Origin of the sequence: Halocalculus aciditolerans (genome assembly GCF_014647475.1) — an archaeon.
Lineage (GTDB): Archaea > Halobacteriota > Halobacteria > Halobacteriales > Halobacteriaceae > Halocalculus > Halocalculus aciditolerans.
Genome location: NZ_BMPG01000006.1, coordinates 46,270 through 65,401, shown reverse-complemented (window position 1 = coordinate 65,401; position 19,132 = coordinate 46,270). Strand labels below are relative to the sequence as shown.

The 19,132-nt window shown below is 54.1% G+C and carries 20 protein-coding genes; 8 read left to right on the top strand and 12 right to left on the bottom strand.

Annotation, left to right across the window (positions count from 1 at the left end):
• The first annotated feature begins 107 nt into the window (after positions 1-107).
• On the top strand, positions 108-782 hold the full coding sequence (locus tag IEY26_RS15935) for a helix-turn-helix domain-containing protein (protein ID WP_188980694.1): 675 nt from the start codon (positions 108-110) through the stop codon (positions 780-782).
• A gap of 65 nt (positions 783-847) precedes the next feature.
• Here the strand turns inward: IEY26_RS15935 and IEY26_RS15930 are convergent, their stop codons facing one another.
• Complete coding sequence (locus tag IEY26_RS15930) at positions 848-2,032, bottom strand: restriction endonuclease (protein WP_188980692.1); 1,185 nt, start codon at positions 2,030-2,032, stop codon at positions 848-850.
• 126 nt (positions 2,033-2,158) lie between these two features.
• Between IEY26_RS15930 and IEY26_RS15925 the strand changes: the two genes are divergently transcribed.
• Positions 2,159-2,704 (top strand): hypothetical protein, encoded by a 546-nt coding sequence (locus IEY26_RS15925; RefSeq protein ID WP_188980689.1) that lies wholly within the window; start codon positions 2,159-2,161, stop codon positions 2,702-2,704.
• Positions 2,691-4,061 (top strand): hypothetical protein, encoded by a 1,371-nt coding sequence (locus IEY26_RS15920; protein ID WP_188980687.1) that lies wholly within the window; start codon positions 2,691-2,693, stop codon positions 4,059-4,061. The genes IEY26_RS15925 and IEY26_RS15920 overlap by 14 nt, the downstream gene beginning before the upstream one ends.
• A gap of 17 nt (positions 4,062-4,078) precedes the next feature.
• Here the strand turns inward: IEY26_RS15920 and IEY26_RS17550 are convergent, their stop codons facing one another.
• The 4 genes from IEY26_RS17550 to IEY26_RS17545 all read right to left on the bottom strand — a co-directional run bounded on the left by IEY26_RS17550 (position 4,079) and on the right by IEY26_RS17545 (position 5,971).
• Complete coding sequence (locus tag IEY26_RS17550; RefSeq protein ID WP_229774178.1) at positions 4,079-4,420, bottom strand: cytidine/deoxycytidylate deaminase family protein; 342 nt, start codon at positions 4,418-4,420, stop codon at positions 4,079-4,081.
• A 292-nt stretch (positions 4,421-4,712) separates the two neighbouring features.
• Entirely contained in the window at positions 4,713-5,147 is a 435-nt protein-coding gene (locus tag IEY26_RS15910; RefSeq protein ID WP_188980685.1) for a TRAM domain-containing protein, read from the bottom strand.
• A 76-nt stretch (positions 5,148-5,223) separates the two neighbouring features.
• Positions 5,224-5,685, bottom strand: coding sequence for a hypothetical protein (locus IEY26_RS15905; protein ID WP_188980683.1), 462 nt, complete (start codon positions 5,683-5,685; stop codon positions 5,224-5,226).
• Positions 5,678-5,971: a hypothetical protein gene (locus IEY26_RS17545; protein WP_229774177.1), complete on the bottom strand. Its 294-nt coding sequence runs from the start codon at positions 5,969-5,971 to the stop codon at positions 5,678-5,680. The genes IEY26_RS15905 and IEY26_RS17545 overlap by 8 nt, the downstream gene beginning before the upstream one ends.
• Before the next feature lie 90 nt (positions 5,972-6,061).
• Between IEY26_RS17545 and IEY26_RS17540 the strand changes: the two genes are divergently transcribed.
• Positions 6,062-6,235, top strand: a complete 174-nt coding sequence (locus IEY26_RS17540; protein ID WP_229774176.1) for a hypothetical protein — start codon at positions 6,062-6,064, stop codon at positions 6,233-6,235.
• 47 nt (positions 6,236-6,282) lie between these two features.
• Here IEY26_RS17540 and IEY26_RS15895 read toward each other — a convergent pair whose 3' ends face one another.
• From IEY26_RS15895 to IEY26_RS15875, 5 genes are all read right to left on the bottom strand, one after another.
• The gene (locus IEY26_RS15895) at positions 6,283-7,647 is read right to left on the bottom strand and encodes a DNA-methyltransferase (protein ID WP_188980679.1); all 1,365 of its coding nucleotides are present in this window, start codon (positions 7,645-7,647) and stop codon (positions 6,283-6,285) included.
• 96 nt (positions 7,648-7,743) lie between these two features.
• Positions 7,744-8,202, bottom strand: a complete 459-nt coding sequence (locus IEY26_RS15890; RefSeq protein WP_121513343.1) for a hypothetical protein — start codon at positions 8,200-8,202, stop codon at positions 7,744-7,746.
• Positions 8,199-10,199 (bottom strand): AAA family ATPase, encoded by a 2,001-nt coding sequence (locus IEY26_RS15885; protein ID WP_188980677.1) that lies wholly within the window; start codon positions 10,197-10,199, stop codon positions 8,199-8,201. The genes IEY26_RS15890 and IEY26_RS15885 overlap by 4 nt, the downstream gene beginning before the upstream one ends.
• Positions 10,192-10,395 carry a hypothetical protein gene (locus tag IEY26_RS15880; protein WP_121513345.1) on the bottom strand — a complete coding sequence of 68 codons (204 nt, stop codon included), beginning with the start codon at positions 10,393-10,395 and terminating at the stop codon, positions 10,192-10,194. Before IEY26_RS15880 ends, IEY26_RS15885 begins: the two co-directional genes overlap by 8 nt.
• 44 nt (positions 10,396-10,439) lie before the next feature.
• A complete protein-coding gene (locus IEY26_RS15875) occupies positions 10,440-12,461 on the bottom strand; it encodes a DEAD/DEAH box helicase family protein (protein ID WP_188980675.1) in 2,022 nt (673 codons plus the stop codon).
• Positions 12,462-12,720: 259 nt separating this feature from the next.
• Between IEY26_RS15875 and IEY26_RS15870 the strand changes: the two genes are divergently transcribed.
• Positions 12,721-13,749: a Cdc6/Cdc18 family protein gene (locus IEY26_RS15870; protein ID WP_188980673.1), complete on the top strand. Its 1,029-nt coding sequence runs from the start codon at positions 12,721-12,723 to the stop codon at positions 13,747-13,749.
• Positions 13,750-13,767: 18 nt separating this feature from the next.
• On the opposite strand, the gene IEY26_RS15865 is transcribed toward IEY26_RS15870, so the two are convergent.
• Positions 13,768-14,454: an SOS response-associated peptidase gene (locus tag IEY26_RS15865; protein ID WP_188980671.1), complete on the bottom strand. Its 687-nt coding sequence runs from the start codon at positions 14,452-14,454 to the stop codon at positions 13,768-13,770.
• 183 nt (positions 14,455-14,637) lie between these two features.
• Here IEY26_RS15865 and IEY26_RS17535 point away from each other — a divergent pair, with 183 nt between their 5' ends.
• The 3 genes from IEY26_RS17535 (at position 14,638) to IEY26_RS15845 (ending at position 17,628) form a co-directional block, all read left to right on the top strand.
• A complete protein-coding gene (locus IEY26_RS17535; protein ID WP_229774175.1) occupies positions 14,638-16,080 on the top strand; it encodes a ribonuclease H-like domain-containing protein in 1,443 nt (480 codons plus the stop codon).
• 382 nt (positions 16,081-16,462) lie between these two features.
• Positions 16,463-17,302, top strand: coding sequence for a hypothetical protein (locus tag IEY26_RS15850; protein ID WP_229774174.1), 840 nt, complete (start codon positions 16,463-16,465; stop codon positions 17,300-17,302).
• A 2-nt stretch (positions 17,303-17,304) separates the two neighbouring features.
• A complete protein-coding gene (locus IEY26_RS15845; RefSeq protein WP_188980668.1) occupies positions 17,305-17,628 on the top strand; it encodes a hypothetical protein in 324 nt (107 codons plus the stop codon).
• A 180-nt stretch (positions 17,629-17,808) separates the two neighbouring features.
• On the opposite strand, the gene IEY26_RS15840 is transcribed toward IEY26_RS15845, so the two are convergent.
• A complete protein-coding gene (locus IEY26_RS15840; RefSeq protein WP_188980666.1) occupies positions 17,809-18,867 on the bottom strand; it encodes a hypothetical protein in 1,059 nt (352 codons plus the stop codon).
• Positions 18,868-19,132: the final 265 nt, after the last annotated feature.

Here is a 19,132-nt window from a genome sequence, read left to right as displayed (position 1 = left end):
TGTTATCAGCGGGAATCAGGACTACCTCCGAGAGTATGGAAAGATAGTGGCTTCATGGCCATTCGAGTAAGACTTTTAACTGTTACCGGATTATTGGTAACCACCAGATGTACGAGGTTCTCGACGACACCGCGGCGCAGGTCATCCTTGCTATCGAGAGTGGTGACTCCATCCGTCGTGTCGCCCAACACCTCCACACGCCGTACGAGACGGTGAGACAGGCCGTCAACCGACTCGAAGACGCAGGCTACGTCCGCTATGACGACGGCCTCACTGTCGTCGACGAGCGCGTACGCGACGCAGCGCTCGAGCTCGTCGCTGCCAGCGCCGGCGTCAGTCCACCATCCATCGAGGAGGCCTACGTCATCCCGCAGTTCGGTGACTGGCCGTTCGCATTCACACGGATCGACGCCGTCTACGTGTGGACCCAGGGCGGCTATCAGGTCGGTCGCGAGCCCAACGACTATCCACTGTTTCTGGCCGTCCGTGAGGAGGACGTCGACGCTTGGGAGGCGTTTTTCGAGTCGTTCGACCTCCCGACCGCATTCGAACGACAGCCCCGTCACGAGCTGGACGGAGCGCTACAGATCGTCCTCGAGCCAGGGCCGTCCCTCGACATCGAGCACGTCGAGGGCTACCCGGTGATACCGAGAGCAGAGACGATCGAGTATATGTGCGAGAACTACGCCCAATTCCAGTCGGCGCTGGCAATGCTCAACCGGATGTACGAAGACCTCGATCTCGGTATCACCGACAGTAAGACTGAGCGAGTGCAGTCATAAGTTTCGGCAATCGGAGTGGCACCCATCGAACTCCTACGGTTCACAGTGATTTCTAAGTCGGCCGTTCAGCCCCCAGAAGGGAACTGACCAATATCCCCGAACCGGACTGTCGGTCCCATCCAGTTCCCGTCTTCGTCGTAATGGAGGTTGACGTTCCAGCCGAGTTCCTGCCAGATCTCCGTGAGCGGGTTGCGTAGCGAGTCGGTGACGTCGGCCTCGGCCAGCGGGATTTCAGCCAGGTCGGTCGTGTACCGGTCCGTCCGCAACGGCTGCTGCACCGCCGGTCCCGATATCCGGGTTTCGTATGCGATGGTCACGCCCTTGGCGTCCAGCAGGCTGATAAAGCAGAACACGGTTCCGGTCACACCCATCTCCTTCAATGCGCGGATCCCGTCCTGCACCGCGATGCCCGCCTTGCAGTCCAGCGACTTGTCGGTGTCCCGGGCGTTATTCAACAGGAGGCCGTCCTGCTCGTCCTCACGGAACACCCACGTATCCACCGCCTCGTACAACCCGTCTTTCTGCAGGTACGTGTAGGACTTGTACGGCTGTCCCATCCGTCCGCCCGCGTTCAGCTTCCCCTTCCCCACGGTCTCGGTGCCGGGATGGACGTTCAGCTTGCCCATCCGGGGAAGTCCGGGGAGATCGTCGGATTGTTGGAGGTAGTTCCCGCTGAAAACGCCGTTCGGAATCAGGTGGACGACCGCTGTCGGGCCTTCCTCCAAGTCGCTGGCCACGCCTTCCCGGTTGGAAATCAGGTCAAGGCGTTCGTCCCGTAGATCGATGATCTGGTCCAGATGGTCGTCGTTCCGCTTCGGGTTGAATCCGAAGTGCCGCTCCGCGAGGTCCGGTCGTTCATGACCGGTAATCCCGATGATATGCCGCCGGTGCAGGATTTTCAGATCCCATCCATACTCTTCTTCGATCTCTGCCTCCATATCCAGTTCCTGCTGTCCGGTGACGCGCTGGTTCGTCACGAACACCAGGAGGTCGAAGGACTCGCTCTGCTCCTCCTCGAGTTCCTCCACGCTTTCGGCGTCGTCGCGGAGCTTCCCTCTCCAGTTGTTGTCGACGCTGGCATGGCCGATTCCCTTTCGGCCGTTGATCTCGATGCGAGCATCCCAGCCGCCGTCGGTTCCGATCACACCGCTTTCGTGAACGTCGTAACCTTCGTTCCGCAGTACCTCGCCGGCGATCTTCTCGAAGGTTGTTCCGTCGACGGTGTCGACGGCCCACTCGAGTTTATCCATGCCCTGTTTTCACTGCGGTTGATAAATAACCGTTTGCTCAACCAGCACCGCTGTTTTAGAGGAAGATGATTGTATTCTTCGCTATCACTTAACTAGCAGGAGGTCCGAGGTTCGGTCATTCAACGGATGACCGGGGAAGACGACAAGTTCACGGAGTGGATTGACGAGTTCCACGAGAAGGACCGAGAACATCAGATTGAGCGGATGGAGTGGATCGATAAACACCACCCAAACACGGATGGGTACCGGGCCTTTCACGGCGGCTTCTCATCCTCCAATCTCTACGAAGAAGCACAGCAGGCCTACCTCTTCGGCCTGTTCCAAACCAGTATGATCAGCGCTCTCTCAGTGGTCGAACAGGAACTGATCGGCATCCTATATGGGGCGGGAGATGACGAGATCAAGGAGAAGGGTGCTGCCGCAGCGATCGACGAAGCCGCATCGCGCCACCTCATAACACCGGAAGAGAAACAGGTCCTACATCGGGTGCGGAAGGTCCGGAACCCGACTGCCCATTTCCGTCTGGGCGTGGACGATGATTCACTGGAGGCTCGCGCAATCAACCAAGATACCGCGCCATTCGACTTGATGAAGGAAGAGGCCCAGACAGCTTTGAAGGCCATGTTCAGTGTGATCGGGAACGGCGATGAGGGACTGAATGGATATCTCTGACTTCGCCGATGTGGCGGATTCTGACGACCAGCTTGAGGAACTGGTGCACGACCTGCTCGACGCGGCTGCGGACATCCTCGTCGACGTCGACCTGCCGCGCACGCAGGTTTCCGAACTACAGGGAACGGGCGGCGAAGCCAAGCACGTCCGGATCGAACGCCCCAGCCTCGGCCCGGTTGTTCGAGACGTTGAGTGGTTAGACGACGTTGATGAAGCCATCGACTTTGCGGACCATCTTAGCGAGGAGTACGACTATTCCATCGACCAGCACTACCTGACTAACCTTTTCAAAGACTCGTTCGGCCGAGCCGGGCAGCACATAGATTCGTACCAGGAACAAGAAGACCGGATAACCAAGAACATCATCGCAGACGTCCACGGCCAGGGGAAGGCTGAGCTGATCGCCCCCTTGGAAGGATTGGACATCGAAACCGACCGGGTGCGCATCCGGGACGGGGTCGAGGTCCGCGACTACGAGGACGGCGTGGTCCTGGGCGAGGACTCCCTCCCACTTATGTCCGATACGTTCGGCGGCCGGCACCGTGTGTACAACGACTCCTACCTCCGCATTGAGTTCACAGAGAATGACTTACTGGCAAAGGTGCCGATGCAGGCGATCAACCTATACACGTTAGCGATCAGCCTATCGCTCGGCGGGTTGGTGCGCGACCTTCGTACCTACATCAGTCCTGTAACGTACAGCATGCACAAGTGGGGGCGGAAGATGTCATCCGGCCAGCCCACCGGGTTCGGAGTTGAAATCACCGAGAAGAACGGTCCGCAGATACAGGCCACCTTGGACCTGCTGGAACCGTACTTCGAATTATCCTCGGAACCGTACGAGACGCCGTACGCAGCCTTCTACAATTTCAGTGGTCCAGGAAACCTCGCTATCAGCCACTACGGCAGGGCGATCAACACGTGGAGCATCCCGGATAACACGGTCACGTTCACGATTCTCGGCCTAGAATCACTGTTCATTCAGCTCACCGCTGGCGAAACCCCGAGCAGAGACGTACCACGGTACGCCGGTTTTCTCATCGGGAACGCCGTAGACATGTTCGACCCGATCACCGTCGCCGACTACATCAGCAGCGGTTACGAACTCCGGAACCAGTGGGCTCACGGCGGGAAGCCCGACCGTGAACCAAGCGAACTGGAGGCGTGGTTGTGGGCGATTCTCCGCGCCGCGATATACGTCTTCTACTGGCTCGACACCTACACGTCACTGCTTGACCAAGGACTTCCGCTGGGTGACGCATTGATCGACGGAGAAACCAGAGAGTCGGTGAAAGCGGAGCTGGACACGTTCGATGTCACAGAGTACATGGAAGTCGAGTATCTGAAAAGTGACTGACGACGAAAAGCGCTGGTCTAGAGTTCGTTCGGCAGGAGATCGGTGATTGACTCCTCGAACGCTTGCTCATCGTCGACGGGTCCGCGCACCACGAGGCCGTCAGATCCGTACTCGGCCAGTAACTGTCGGTATGCGCCGCACACCGATATCTCTCCTTCTTCGGCGTGCACGGTCGCGGCTACGACCTGGTCCACACCGTCCGACAACGCCATGAACGCGACCAAGTCGACCGTCGCTAACACGCGGACGTCCGTTGCTGAATTTCGTTCCCGTTCAGTACGGGTACCGTGCTCGCGGAGGAACTCATCAATACGATCAGTAAGGGAATCCGCATCCTCTCTATCGACGTGAACGATCAATGTCGGATGCTCCGCGTCGCTATTTTCAATGACGAGGGAGACATCTTTGAACTTGTCCGGCTGTCTGTACGCCTAAAACTCATCGGCGACCTGGTCGGCCAGGTCGTCAAGCACCTCGATCGGTTCCTTTGTCATAGATTGAAGTTCGGCCTTGGAAGGTTGTGCCATCGCGAACGGGTGGAGAAAGCCGTGAATTGTCTTTCAGAACCACCTCCATCAGATCAACTCGAATGGATCTTTCTCACACCGATGATTTACCGAGGAGAAGACCGAGCCAGAGAAGTACAGCGGGTTAGAGCGCTCGCGGGTCGCTATCGACGATCCTCGCAAACGCGACGTTCTCCTGAACTTGTTCTATTTCGACTGTTGGCTCGTCGCCGGGTTGAGCGCCGGGAACGATCACGACGTACCCACGTTCGACTTTCGCAATACCGTCTCCCTGATCCCCGACGGTTTCGATTGTCACGTCGCGCACCTCGCCCTCATCGACAGGAGGTTTCGAGGGGGATTGGTTCTTAATCTCGCGAGAAGGAGGCTGTTGTGACTCCGGTTGCATCGACGACGCTGTCGAGACTTGGGACTCTAGAATGGCCACTCGATACGTTTCGTTTGCTGACAACGCTTCATTATCCACTTCACTCGAGGGGACTTCTACTAAGTACGTTCCATCCTCTTCTTCGATCTGAGTACTAAACAGAGAACAAAGGGAGCTGGGGATTTCGACCATTTCTATTTATATGAGCCTCCACGGTGATAATTAGTGTCTGTGATGACCACCGACTCCTGGTCCAGATCGGGAGACATTAGGGAAGTAAATCGGCGAGAGCGGTCTCTTCGACCTGCTCACCGTTAGTAATGTGGATGATCACTTCGTCTTCAGACGAATAATCTTTGAGAACCTGAAGACAGCGTCCACAAGGGGATGACATCTCTTCATCCGCGACTGCAACACCTACAATTGGTTGCTTAGTGCTGTCAAACCCTTTCCAGACTGCAAGTTCGAGAGGATGTACATCATGAGACATCCCTTTCGTTAGTCGAGTTCCAGCCCAGACAGAGCCATCCTCAGTTCGGACTGCTACCCCAACACCTGACTCATCTTTGGCCTCAAACGCTTTTTCCCGCAGAGACTCCCAGCGTGTTTCTTCATCTTGTTCATCCCCACTTGAAGGAATACCGAGCTGATCAGGGGTTAGTCGTCGTATTTTAGTCGGTGTACGGTGGGTGTTTCTAATTCCCAGCTGTGTTTGGGTGTGCTCAGTCATTGGTGACAAATGACTCCTCCGTTATTTCTGAATCACTAGTTCTGTACAAGTGGGAGAAAGCTTCTCCACCAAATTCGTAGCCAAATTCCTCAATAAATGTCTCAACAAGAGTATAAGCAGAAGGGTCGTCCACCTCAAATCCATAGTCGCGGAACAGATACGCAGACAGAGATTCTGCGGGGATTTGATTGTCATCACAAAGGTGGTGGCGGGCAAGCTGCCAATGACGATCTTCAATACCCCATTTCGAATTATGTCCTCCTTCCTCAACTTCGGCGATTTGCATAAGTGGGGCAGTTGATCGAAGGGAGGAAGGTGCATATGTACCGGCGACGTTCTTATTATACCAGAGAGAACTCATCGACGGGTTTGTTGATTGATTGAAGGGGACAAAATAGGGCTTATCCGAATCATCCTCCCCGACACGGAGGTAATCGTCGAAAAATTCGTTATAGGGAAAGGAGAGTCCAGTGTTCCGGTTATCGAGCCCGGATTGTTGCTGGAGACAAAGATATCCAGGAAACATCCGGTGGATAGGGGCATCGATTAACCGGTGGAGACAATCTCGTACGACTTCAGGTTTCAGGACGTATCTCGTCATTTGTATGTGGACAGTGCTTGGTCCTGTTGGAAGTTGGAAGTATCTAAGTCTGTCCCAAATCCATTATATCCGAGACTGTTCGCAACTTGGATGGTGGTTCCAGAGCCAGCAAATGGGTCAAAGACAGTTCCCCTAGTCCAACCAGGATCCTCACACTCACAGCTCGTCCATCCGACAGTAGTCCACTCAGGGAAAGTGAACTCACGGAAGTAACCACCTAGAATTTCTTTTGCCTTCTTAGCACGACGCTGAACATCTTCATCGTTTGCTCCCGCACCAACTTGGAATTCCTCTGCTTTCCCCACGTCAGAAATCCCGACGGCCTGAATGGCTCGGATATGGTCCTCTGTCAATTCGTCGTGATTATGGTAAATTTCCAATGCCCGCTCTGCCTGCGGACGATCCGTATTGAGCTCTGTTAATCCTCGCTTCGTATCCCGACGTCGAGGCTCATTACACTCGGAACAGATTGAAGGGGGACATGCAAGCGTGATTGCCCTCCGCACTAGGTCCCGTGGGAAAGGAGCAAGGTGATCTCCAGTATTTCGATCATGAGAGATGCGCCATACGTCTCCCGGGTTAGATCCATTTCCGTATAGCTCTGAATAGCCGTGCAAGTCGTAGAAATAATTATCTTTGTCTTGGACTAAATGGAATATTGGCTCATGCCGTGGGACAAGCCGATCCTGGGCTGAAGACGGGATTCCATTATCCTTAGCCCACTGAATTTCGTTCCGAATAGTCCATCCCGCCTCTTGAGCCGCCCTTGCAAACCGACCAGGGATTCCCTGAAGGCTTTTATTATGGTATGTGTCGCCGATGTTAAGGAACACAGACCCAGTAGGCCGAAGAAACACTTTCCAGTGCTCTAGTGCATCGATTAAGTTCTCGATATAGGTATCCGGGTCAGGCTCCTGTCCCAGCTGGTCTTCGGTCCCATAGTCTCGCTTTTGCCAATAAGGGGGAGAAGTGACGATAAGATCGACGGAATTCTTGCCGAGATCGATCGCATTCTCTTGGTTTTCACTTCCTCCATCTTTGGGATGGATTTTCGCTGCGTCGGCCTCTACGACATTCCACCAAGGCTCAGTATCAGCAGGGAATTCGCCTTGTCCTTCTTTCAGTTTCTCCAAGTCAGGAGCAGGGTGATCGAAGTACTCCTCTAAATCACCGACTAGATTGACCGCAGCTTTCGGGTTGTCAAGGAGATAATCATACAGATCATCAACACTACTAGCCTCCCCGACTTCGTCCACGAAATCCGTAAGAGAGGTAGAATTGTTTTGATGACTGATGTGCTGAGCTATAATTTCTATGACACCTCGAACTTCCTCATCAACCTCAGATAGATTCTCATCCATGAATCAGATCCCTCCGACAGAGTGGGGGTTCCATCGTTGTTACGTTTGTTTCTCGGGGTACTACTAGTGGACTTCGCAATAATATTCGACGACGACTCACGGTTCGTCGTCCTCCTCTGGCTGATACTGTTCTTTGACCTCGAGAGCCAGTTCCCGCCGTGGTTCGTCATCTGCCGGACCAAATACTCGACCGTGTAGCAATTCGATTCCCGCATTAGCGTACTCTTCTGCGATTTCATAGACCATCCGCTGGTCACGAAGAACGCGAACATCTCTCTCTTCACTCACTGCCACAGCCTCGATAACAGCCTGCTGGCGTTCCGAGAGACTCGCACGCCCGAAAAACGCGCCTTTTTCATTCTTTATCGTTTCAGGCATTGTGTTCTCTCTCCCATATCCAAGGGCGAACATGAACAGATCGTGATTCTCAGCCTGATAGAAGGGAGAATCCTCAGATTCCTGCAACGCCTCAAACATTTCTCGCCGTTCGCTATCTATATGGACGTCACGCCGGGGTTCACGTTCCTCGTAGCTGTCTTCGGTATCTTGACTCATCGGTCGGTCACCTGTGTTACACCGTTTTGGAATTCAAGATGGTACTCATTCGCAACCTCGTTGGAAATGTACGCCCTGACGTCTTCACTATACTCGACGTCAGTCATGAGGAACGTGACCTGGGTATCATTCAGGTAGTCAGGTACGTTCTGCGCGATAAGCTGTTTCGGCTCGCTAGATATCCGTCCCAAGGGTGTATCGATGACAACAGGGGCGGAGAATCCGCTGATTTTGGAAAGTGCAGCCATAAACGAGAGAGCAAGCACTTGTCGTTCGCCAGCAGATAGTGAACCTAGATTCTTTCGACCGTCCGGACCGTAGAGACGGACCTCATACTCTTCAGTGAGGACGACCTCATAATCTTCATCTTTCCAAATTAGATCGTTATAGTACCGTTCGAGCCGTTGTTCAGTTTCCGTTCGAACCTGCTCCAGAATCTCTCGTTTAATCTCAGTGAGTTTGTCAGTCGCACTGTCGATGAACTCACTCTGTCTCACAAGGAGGTCATGTTCGTCCTGCTCGCGCATTGCCTGTTTCCACTCCTCCCGACGCTCATCAACGACATCTTCCTGTTGTTCAATTTTCCCGTTCAGTTCCCCAACTTCACGTTCCATCTTACTGATTCTACCTTGGATATCCCGACGGCGTTGCTCTAGTTCCTGGGCGCGTTCATTATCGATGATATCTTCGTCTTCAAGCTGAGCAGAGATGTTGGCCAGTTCTGTCTCGTTCTCGTCGATAGCTGTCCGTGTATCCTCTAGCTCGCTGAGGTCAGCCAGGAGATCTTCAATAAGCGATTCGCCATCACGGAGTGCTCGCTCCATCCGGAGCCGCCCCTCAATTGCATCTTGACTTTCACTAGTTTGCTCTTCCAACAGGTCCTCAATGTGTTCTCGTGAAGAGTCACATTCGGCCAAGTCAGTCCCACAAACACACGTATCCCGAGAAAGAATCCCTCGAAGTAATTCCTCTGTTAGCCCAGGGACACCATTTTGTGACGATTCGTACTCTTCCAATTCAGAAACAGCATATCGGAGGGCATCAGCGTTGTATGCAATCCCGCCCGCTCGGGCGAGTGATGCCCCTACAGCCTCTTTCGCCTCTACAAGCTCCTCTTCCTGTTCATCCAGGCGTTCTTCCAGATAGACACGCCGCTGCTGCATCTCTCGAACGTCATCGTCTGCACTACCCGCAAGCTCATCATAGATGTCATCTATTTTGCCCTCAGCGGTGTCAATCTCGTCCTCTAAGTCATCCCGCTTTTGTTTCAGGCGTTCTAGCTCTTGTGAGGCTTCTTCCTTCCGTTCCTGGAGTTCTTGTATATCACCGCCTAGCTCGGAAGATTCACTCTCAAAGTCCCGCTGTACCTTCCCTAAATGACTAACAGCACTATTCAGAAGTTCAATATGAGATACATCGAGCACAGCTGCCCGTACATGGTCGGTGTATCCAGTTTGGAAGAACTCATCCAGCTGTTCACCATCGAACAGGAAATATTCATGGACGTGAGTTGGGAGAATCTCGCGAAGAATATTTTCAGGGTTCGGGTTCGGTCGCCAGTCATTCCCCCCAAACCGCTGGCGTAACCGAAGGTCACCTATAGAGCTGTTAAATTGTCGTTCCTCGCGGTCTCCTTCTGCAGCATCTTCTTGACGAGCTGTCGAGAAAGTTCGTCGGAAGGCGTACTCGGGTTCGCCTTTACCCAGCTTGATCTCGATGTGCCCTTGAATCGATTCACCAGGTTCCAATTCCTTCAGCCGCTTCTTGTTAACAAGCGGGTCCGACTCGAGGCCCTCGTCATCGTTCGAATCAGTATGGGTTTCTTCCCCGTAGAAACACAGCGTAATCGCGTTCAGAATGTTTGACTTGCCAGATCCATTCTGCCCCTCAATCACGTTGATGTGCTTCTCTGACGTGGTCTCTAAGGGGATCGTTTGATTTCCTTCATATTGCCGGTAATCCTCTATTTCGAGTTCGAATATCTGAACGTTATTCATTGTCGAATTCCTGCAGTGATTCGTTCCCGACAAAGTTGTCCACGAGCTCTTTATACTGCTCAGCGTACTCGGCTCGCGGCTCTTTCAGAATGTCCCGTTCATGCTCCAAAACCCCGCGTAAGAAGGCCCGAAGATCGTCATCCTCAACCTCGTCAACACGGTCAAGGATTAACGAATGTACCTCGGAGTCATTCATGCGATACTGCAACCATATCTACAAACGCATATCAATGTATCTTCTCAGATACCATATGCGATACGAACGTCTTCGATTTTGTTGCGGGCTTCATATTCATTTTCGGCTGTTTCAGCGAATTCCTCGAAGCGACGTAGTTCCTTCTCGAGAATGTATTGTTCAGACATCGCAATATCATCATCTGGTTCAAGAGTTGGAACAACGAGTAAGTCATAGATATCCGCACGATCCTTACCGGGGGCTTGACGAAGAACCCTACCTCGGCGCTGGATAAATTGCATCGGGTTCCCGGTATTAGCCATCAGGATTGCTGTCCTAGTAGCGGGAACGTCAACACCTTCGTCTAGACACCGCATTGCCACAAGGGCCTCGTATTCACCCTCCCCAAACCGGGTGAGTAACTCCTCGCGCAGGTCATCACCCTCCTCATGAGTAAACCGATGATGCATAACCCCAAATTCATTCAGAATCGACCCGACTGTGTCTATCTGTTCTGAGTTAGTATAGACTAGGAGGTGCTTGATATCATCTAAACCTCGAAGGATATCCCGGAGGACATCGTACTTGTTGATCGCTTCTTTAACGATTTCTGCGCGTTGTGATTGGAGAATATTTGTTGTCTCTTCATCCGCATCTTCAGAGTATCTTGATGCGACTACAGACTGAGTCATTTGACGATAGTCTTCCAACTCGTCTTCATCCATTTCAACAATAATGGGATGATACCGATATGGGGTCAGATACTGCGGAATGGCGTCTTCTAACGGGTATTCGTATATGACCCCGTCAAAATAGTCAAGCAGGTGGTTAGAACCTTCTTCATCATAATAGCGCTCCGGAGTCGCTGATAGCCCTATCCTCGCATCATAGGAATCAAGAAGGCCTTTTCGCCTACCCTCGGAACCCAGGCCGTGTACTTCGTCCCCGATGAGGATTGTATCCCGAGAAAGCTGACTCACTTTCTCTCGAAAGTGCTCTCCGGAGAATGTTTGATGAGTTGTAATCAGGCATTCGTAATTCTTGATTCCGAGTTCTAAATTTGAAACCGCTCGGGAGAGATCGTTTTTCCAGTCCGGATTAGCTGAGTGATAGACAAATTTTGGTTGGTCAAGCCCGAACGTTTCCATCTCCTGGGCCCACTGCCGAGCGAGGTGTTTCTGAGGGACAGCAATTACACAAAGAAGTGGATCATCTACGGTATCTGTGTATTCATCAAGTGCCGCTAGAGCTGTGAACGTCTTGCCTGTTCCAGTTGCCATCTGGAATAGGCCCCTGTTGTCATTCTCGAACCAGGAATCAACAGCGTCCCGTTGATAATCTCGGAGAACAATTTCAGATTCGGTGGTAGCAACTGATTCTGGCGGTTCATAAGGTCGATTGTTATTATCCCGGAGTTCAGCGATTCCCTCCTTAACCCCCTCTGGGATTGTATGGACCCCGACATTCTCATCTCGACCTTCCCAAAGGTTCTCAAACCGCTTTTTTTGCATATTCACCCCCTCATTATCGCGGTCGCTTATCCAATCACAGTCAATAGTATATGCTTCGTAATTCCGGAGAGCCTGTTCGCTATCGTTCTGGGAGCCATGGAAAGCAACACGATTCCCATTCCAGTCATAGAACACCCCAAATTTATCGTGGAAGTCACCCGACAGCTTCTTCGAAGGAACAGCTAGCTTGATTTCGAGTAGACCATCGGCGATCATCCACGCGATCGCATTGCGAGTTTCATACTCCAAATCATACCGCAGATCAGAAATCGTGCTATCTAGCGATTCTCGGAGGACCTCATCCGTTTTAGCACGGTTCCCCTTCTTAAGAGCCTCCCAGTCATCTTCTTCCAAAATAGGACTCATTATCCACTGCGCTGTACCGCCATTTTCAGCAAGTTCCGCTATTCCTCGTGCTGCAGACCGGACCCAATTTGTAGTGAAGTATCCGACACCGCGTCGATAGACCTTAGCTCGTGAGAGAAGGGGGATATAGAAATCCTGCATTAGGTCATCAGAAGAGGTGTCGATGACCCTAGGGAGTTCCAAATCTGTGAAATCGCTCTCGGGCTCCATCTTAAAACAGATAATGTGGCAGAGGTTCAAAAGCGTATATACCGTCTTTCCCGGATTCGGACTTGAATTATGAACACCAAGATCGACTACCTTTGAGAATGAATGGCGTTCCCGGAAATGAGGAGTTAGCTAAAGAAACAGCACGGAACCACCCGACGTGAGCCAATTTATACAGTTCTCAGATATGTCCGAAACACTTCCCGGAAACGACCCAGTTATTCTTTTTATAGCTGGTTGTGAATCACTCCAGTAGAACCAAATGATCCGCGATGCTCGCGTTCTCCGCGCCGGGTTCGTCCCTCGGGAAGTTGAGCATCGCGACGCCGAGGTCAACCACCTCTCCAGCGTTCTCGAGCCCATCACGAACGGGGAACCCGCGGACACGGCCATCGTCACTGGACCCAGCGGCGCCGGCAAGACGTGCATCTCGAAGTTCGTCACCGAAAGGCTCCGCGAAGAGGTCCTCGACGTCGAGACCACGTACGTCAACTGCTGGCGCAACTACACCCGGTTCCGGACGCTCTACCAGATCCTCGACGACCTCGGCGCAACCATCGACATCCACCGGCAGTCGACGCCCCATGACGAACTCGTCGATCGCCTCCAGCAGCATGACGGCCCGCGAACCGTCGTCATTCTCGACGAGGTCGACCAACTGGAGGACCCCAGCGTCATTTACGACCTCCACAGCCTCCCACAGTTCGCGATCATCTGCATCGCGAACAAGGAAGAGGAGCTGTTCAGCCGCGTCGACGACCGCCTCGTGAGCCGGCTGCGCTCCAGCGAACACGTCCGGATGGACAAGTACCACGACGAGCAGCTGTACGACATTCTGAGTGCGCGGGCGAAGTGGGGACTCGATGAGGACGTCATCACCGACGACCAGCTCTACCGGATCGCCGACGCGGCCGCCGGCGACGCTCGCCTCGCAATCGGCATCCTCCGAACGGCTGCCGGCAAGGCCGATCGGGAGAACCACGAGCGCATCACCGACGACATTCTCCTGGACGCCGCCGAGGATGCTCGGGCCCAGATCAAGCAGAAGAGCCTCGACTCGCTCACGCCGCACCAGCGCGTCGTCTACGACATCGTACGCGAGCACGGCCCGGTCGGGCCGAGCGAGATTCACGAGCGCTATACCGAGGACGTCGATGATCCGCGGACGAAACGGACTATCCGCACGTACCTCTCGAAGATGGAGCAGTACAATCTCCTCGAGGCGGAAGGGACGAGTCGGGACCGAGAGTACTCGCTCGTCGATTCGGCGACGGCGTCGCCGATGCAGTAACGGTGACCCCGTCAGCTATCAGGAACTGAACTCGCCGAGGCCCGATTGCTCGTGATCCAGTGGCTCGATGACCTGGGGATCGTCGTTGCCGGGGTTGTTGACCCGCGTCGAGATCTCGTAGGCGTCCAGATCGTCCATCGGGTACGGTTGGCACAGTTCCTTGCGGGTGTCCGGGTCTGCGGCGAGCCAGTCAGATTCCGCGTCCTGCGGGAGGACGACCGGCATCCGGTCGTGGATTGAGTTCATCAGGTCGTTCGGCTCCGTCGTGAGAATCGTGACGCACGAGATCGTCTTGTCGTCGCCCTCCCAGACGTCCCAGAGCCCAGCCATCGCGAACGCGGGATCGTCCTCGCGATGAATCCGGTAGGGCTGTTTCGAACCGCCGTTCGGCGATTTCCATTCGTAGAATCCTGACGAGGGGACGAGGCAAGGACGTGATTCCCATGCCCGCTCGAAGACGCGTTTCTCGTCGGCAGTCTCGGAGCGAGCGTTGATGATACCCTCCTCGGGCTCATCCGCCCAGAACGGAATCAGTCCCCAGTGGTAGGCGTCGATCTCGTCTGGAGCCTCGTTCGTGACGATGTGGAGGTCGTCGCCAGGCGCGATGTTGTATCGGGGTGTATAGCCTCCGTCCGCGACGACCTCGGCATCGAAGCGGGCCTCAAGGTCTGCTTGGTCGATGAAGAGCGAGTTCCGGCCACACATACCGATGAGTTCGGAGGGAAGCATCTTCAACGTGGTCGCACAGGAATCTCACCGTTAACCAACAGATTGTCCCGATAAGCCTGAGTTGTTGGTTAACGACAACGGGGCGAAGAATCTCCTAATGACAAACGGTACCCCCTTAACAAACGATAGAAGAGGGTACACTAACTACGCTCAACCAAAATGACCCACATTCTCGCTGTATCTGACTGGCGCTCTCAGCCTATTGACGATCTCTACACCATTCTCGAAACTGTAGAACCAACTCCAGATCTACTACTGTATGCCGGCGACGACCTTTCACGTTTCAAAAACGCTGATACTGACACAGATCATCTGGCAGAACTTGCTCGCCTCACGAAGCATCAACAATCGCTCTATGTCCGAGGAAACGACGACTTCCCTCCGTCAACCGGTCCGCAATTCGATTCGGAATTTACCACCGACCTCCACAGGACACCATACATCTACGAGGATCTCGTGTTCATCGGCCAGGAAGGATCAACCCAGGGACCTGGTCTCATCACCTATACCGAGGACGACGTCCAACGGCACCTTTCTGAACACCGCACCGCTTGTGAAGACAGAACTCCGATTCTTGTCACACACACTCCTCCCTTCGGCATTCTCGATATCGGGAAGCGATTCGGGCAACAACATATCGGGTCGAAGGCCGTCAGGAGCTTCATAGACGACATCCAGCCCCCAGCTACCGTCTGCGGTCATTGCCATCAATTCGGAGGCAGAGCTGAAGCCCTCGAGTACGGCACGGTGATCAACATTGCGTCCCACGACGGAGTAGACGACCCAGGAAGGTACGCGCTCATCACCATCGACGCCTCGAACGAGTCTATCGAGTACGAGTTCTACGACACTCGCCATCTGCTAGGGAGCCGGCTGACTGATCTCGTCCAGGTAGGGAGAAACCGAGTGGAACAGTTCAGTGAGTTAGGGATCACTAGCCCAGATGAGATTACCGAAGAACGGCGTGCCGAACTCGAAGCCCTCCCTGGAGCCTCGTCATGGCACGTGGACCGGTGGCTTGCGCATCGACAGGCTTTCGAAAACGATGAGGTCGTGATTCTAAACAAGTCCGCCTTCGACGACCTTCACGATACGAACCCGCTCCTCTTAGACATAGAGACGGATCTTCAGCAGGATCGGATCTGGCTGGTCGGCACCTACAGTTACCAGAACGATGCGTACCGACAATTCTTCGAGCCGGACGACGAGTCAGCACTCCTTCAGGAGCTGTCTGAGTACCTTGATGAGCACGGCTCCGAGCCAATCATCTACTACGGAGGGAACTACTTCGACGAACAGTGTCTCAGTCGGAGATTCGACGAACACGGCATCAATGAGGGGATCGACCATCTGGAGCGAGCACACGATCTCGGGATAACTTCCCAACAGGAACTATTCGGGCCCTTCAATCGGCATAAATTGGACGTCGTAGCGAGCGCACTCGGCTTTGAATATCAAGACCCGACCGTCGATGGATTTGTGGTCGGGAGCAAGTACACGCGATATCTCCTCGACGGCGAAGAACCAGACTGGGATCGACTCAAACAGTACAATAACGACGATGTAACCGCGCTGAGAACAATCGTCGATCACATCAGATAGTAGGCTCGGGGAATATGCGGGGCCGTCAACCGAATTACGTGAGGGCGAGATCACCATGGGTTCGGAGAGTCTTAACCAACAATTGAGCCGTGATCCTCTGGACTGTTGGTTAATCCGACGATGCTGTCTGCCTTCCTCTCTGGAAACGTTCTCGGAAACGGTCAAACGATGGCAGAAATCCGTTGCCTGAGTCCGGTTCTACATACCTTCCAGCCCTTCCCTGAAACACGGAAGCGCCACGCCGCGGCTTATCGGGAACGTAGACAACTAGTCGAGTATGGGAGAACACTCAACGTCGAACCGATTGGCGGTGGACCAGCCGACACGGGGAGCTGACCGCAATCAGTCCCTCGCTGACCAGGCCGATCCGACTACAGACGAGATGCTGCTGCCACAGCTCGACGACGGCATCACGCTGCTCGACGTCGAGGGAGGCCGTGGCGTCCCGATCATGCAGTCGCTCGTGCTCGACCATCTCCTCCTGCACGACGGGCCCGCCTTCTGGGTCGACGCAAATGGACACGCGACGACGACGACACTCGCTCAGATCGCGCCCAGTCAACGGTTGCTCAACCGAATCCACGTGGCACGCGGTTTTACCGCCTACCAGCACTACGGCGCCGTCTGTGGTCTCCCGTCAGCGGTGAACAAGTCGATCCAGAGGTCCACCGTCGATGCCGGGGCGGCCGGTCGAGGGGCACCAGGTCGTGACGAGGACACATCGCCCCACACGCCCGCCCTCATCGTCGCGCCGGCCGTCGACGCCCAGTACCGCGTCGACGATACCCTCGACGAGACTCACGCGAAAACCCTCCAGGCCCGAACCCTCGCCCGGTTGGCGACCTACGCCGATGGGTACGACATCCCGGCGATCGTTACGCGAAACGAACGAAACGAATTCACCGAGCCAGTCGCGACGGTCACCGACCATCACCTCGAGTGCGAGCAAACTCGGATGGGCCCACGGGTCGTCGGCGAGGACTTCGAGACGCTCGTCTATCCCGTCGACGACGGCGCGTACTACCAGACGACGTTCGCGTACTGGCGGCAGCTGCTCGCGGCACGCGCCACGCAGGTCGGCGTGGAACCGACAACTCCGACGCCGTCGACGCCGACTCCGGAGGGTGTCGGGACAGGCGTCACAGCTGACGGTGAGACGGTGGCGGCCACCGCGGACCCCTTGCTCGATGCGTGGACCGCGACCGGGACAGGAGGCCGATAGCGATGGGGCGCACGAACCCAACCTACCGGGATGCGCTCCGGGCTATCGAAGAGCGGTGGGCGGAATTCCGCCGGGCACTGCGGCGTCGCGACCAGCCGCGCTTCGACCGGCTGTTCGAGTACGCCCGCGAGCACGCCGACGCGAGCGGGCTGTTGAACCACCAGAACCCGCTGCTGCCGGCGCTGCTCAGCATCGATCTCGAACAGGAGGGGCGCCTCGACGACCACGAAGAGCGCCTCGAGGAACTCGAAGCCGCGGTCGAAAGGAGCGGAGAGGACCACGAGAGGCAGTCTCGCTACGACGATCACGACCAGGAAGGACAATAACGATACTCGAAATCCCACTTCATGATGCAGTCGCTCGATCCATCGATTGAGAGCTATATCTCCCCCCATTCCAGAGTTCTGCCAAGAGTAAATCTTCAGATTGAGAGTCGGAATTTCTCTTCATAACCCTTACTCGTCTTATTTTAAAGAAACACGTCTTAACCGATGTTCGTACTGAAATCACCAGCTGACACTGGCTGTAAGATTCCACGTACTGTTTCGGTTGAAAAGAGGCTTGATGTATGTCGCAGATAATCCCTTGAATTCATACTCCCGATCCTCAGACAATCCGTGGTTGTGAGTGAGATCACAGTACAGCTCGTCGTAATTTGCTAACACCTCAATATGGTGTTCTGCTTCTGATTTAGATCGATCAGATCCGCCAAGTTCTGATTTGAGATGAGAAAGGAGATCGTCGTTATTCTGTAATGGATTCTCGATGATAATCCCGTTAACACTTGGGTCGTCGTAGTTCTCCTCTTCCGTGGTGATCTGTTCAGTGACAGCTGGTGTGCTACCCTCTGGTGCGTTGAATCCCGTTCGTGGAAGATCGAATGCCGTGGCATTGAATAGTTCATTAAAACCAAAGGCGCGAGCCAGGCGTTGATAGAGTGCTCCAGTAACGGGAACGCCTTCCGTGATGAACCGGAGTTCTACATTTGAAAGTAGCTGTTTGTCACGGGATGGGCGGGGAAGTTCCGCCCTGATAAGCAAGTATTCGTCTTCGTAGGCGAGGTTAGCAATATAGATGAGGTGTCCATTCTTGTATGTCGGAATGTCCTCATCAGCGAACGTGGCGTGGGCCTCTCTGACTGCCGTGGCAAGGTTAGCAGGCCCCCGACCGACGAGTGCTCCACCCAGCTGATGAACTGTGAACCAAGACGTGCTGAGTCTTCCTACGTTGTGGAGTTTTGCCAATCGGTTTGTGAACTCATCGACATCCATATCATCCGTCCGTGTTCGGATTTCCATCGAGTCCTCACCGAGGTGGAAAAACGGATGGAAAGTCACTGAGTCATTGATGTCCGGGGAGTCCGTGCCTTGCGTTCGAATAAGTCGTGGCCCAAAATCGTTGTAACCGGGGCGTGGAAGAGTGACTTCTCCCCGCTGTTCGGGAAGATCTCGGACTCCGTTCTCAAGGGTCTCGATATACGCTTCCTCGATTGTTTGGTCAGTCTGCTCTGCGTGCTCCTTGATTCTCCCATGGATGGACCACGGAATGTCAACATTCGGCCTCATATACCAATACCATACTCCAGATACCAAATAAGTCTTTGGTCTGTATATACCCAGAGTATGATTTTGGTCAGGATTGAGACAGCAGCTAAAGGCTTTGATGGCATTTAAAGGAGGATACGCGACGATCAAATCTGGCAGTTAACCAACGAATGATGCCAACAACCGAACCTGTTGGCTAAACTTGTCTGCGATCCCGGAAATCATCCCGGAAATGAAAAAGCACACGCAAAACAACGACAAGATCGGATGTTAGAGGCATTTTCCG

What these genes read in the sequence shown, in the direction of transcription:
- IEY26_RS15920 (WP_188980687.1), top strand. Translation starts at nt 2,691, where the DNA reads ATGGATATCTCTGACTTCGCCGATGTGGCGGATTCTGACGACCAGCTT.
- IEY26_RS15850 (WP_229774174.1), top strand. Translation starts at nt 16,463, where the DNA reads ATGCTGCTGCCACAGCTCGACGACGGCATCACGCTGCTCGACGTCGAG.
- IEY26_RS15875 (WP_188980675.1), bottom strand. Translation starts at nt 12,461, where the DNA reads ATGGAGCCCGAGAGCGATTTCACAGATTTGGAACTCCCTAGGGTCATC.
- IEY26_RS17535 (WP_229774175.1), top strand. Translation starts at nt 14,638, where the DNA reads ATGACCCACATTCTCGCTGTATCTGACTGGCGCTCTCAGCCTATTGAC.
- IEY26_RS15930 (WP_188980692.1), bottom strand. Translation starts at nt 2,032, where the DNA reads ATGGATAAACTCGAGTGGGCCGTCGACACCGTCGACGGAACAACCTTC.
- IEY26_RS17545 (WP_229774177.1), bottom strand. Translation starts at nt 5,971, where the DNA reads ATGCAAATCGCCGAAGTTGAGGAAGGAGGACATAATTCGAAATGGGGT.
- IEY26_RS15890 (WP_121513343.1), bottom strand. Translation starts at nt 8,202, where the DNA reads ATGAGTCAAGATACCGAAGACAGCTACGAGGAACGTGAACCCCGGCGT.
- IEY26_RS15840 (WP_188980666.1), bottom strand. Translation starts at nt 18,867, where the DNA reads ATGAGGCCGAATGTTGACATTCCGTGGTCCATCCATGGGAGAATCAAG.
- IEY26_RS15935 (WP_188980694.1), top strand. Translation starts at nt 108, where the DNA reads ATGTACGAGGTTCTCGACGACACCGCGGCGCAGGTCATCCTTGCTATC.
- IEY26_RS15880 (WP_121513345.1), bottom strand. Translation starts at nt 10,395, where the DNA reads ATGAATGACTCCGAGGTACATTCGTTAATCCTTGACCGTGTTGACGAG.
- IEY26_RS15845 (WP_188980668.1), top strand. Translation starts at nt 17,305, where the DNA reads ATGGGGCGCACGAACCCAACCTACCGGGATGCGCTCCGGGCTATCGAA.
- IEY26_RS15925 (WP_188980689.1), top strand. Translation starts at nt 2,159, where the DNA reads ATGACCGGGGAAGACGACAAGTTCACGGAGTGGATTGACGAGTTCCAC.
- IEY26_RS15865 (WP_188980671.1), bottom strand. Translation starts at nt 14,454, where the DNA reads ATGTGTGGCCGGAACTCGCTCTTCATCGACCAAGCAGACCTTGAGGCC.
- IEY26_RS15895 (WP_188980679.1), bottom strand. Translation starts at nt 7,647, where the DNA reads ATGGATGAGAATCTATCTGAGGTTGATGAGGAAGTTCGAGGTGTCATA.
- IEY26_RS15905 (WP_188980683.1), bottom strand. Translation starts at nt 5,685, where the DNA reads ATGACTGAGCACACCCAAACACAGCTGGGAATTAGAAACACCCACCGT.
- IEY26_RS15885 (WP_188980677.1), bottom strand. Translation starts at nt 10,199, where the DNA reads ATGAATAACGTTCAGATATTCGAACTCGAAATAGAGGATTACCGGCAA.
- IEY26_RS15910 (WP_188980685.1), bottom strand. Translation starts at nt 5,147, where the DNA reads ATGGTCGAAATCCCCAGCTCCCTTTGTTCTCTGTTTAGTACTCAGATC.
- IEY26_RS15870 (WP_188980673.1), top strand. Translation starts at nt 12,721, where the DNA reads ATGATCCGCGATGCTCGCGTTCTCCGCGCCGGGTTCGTCCCTCGGGAA.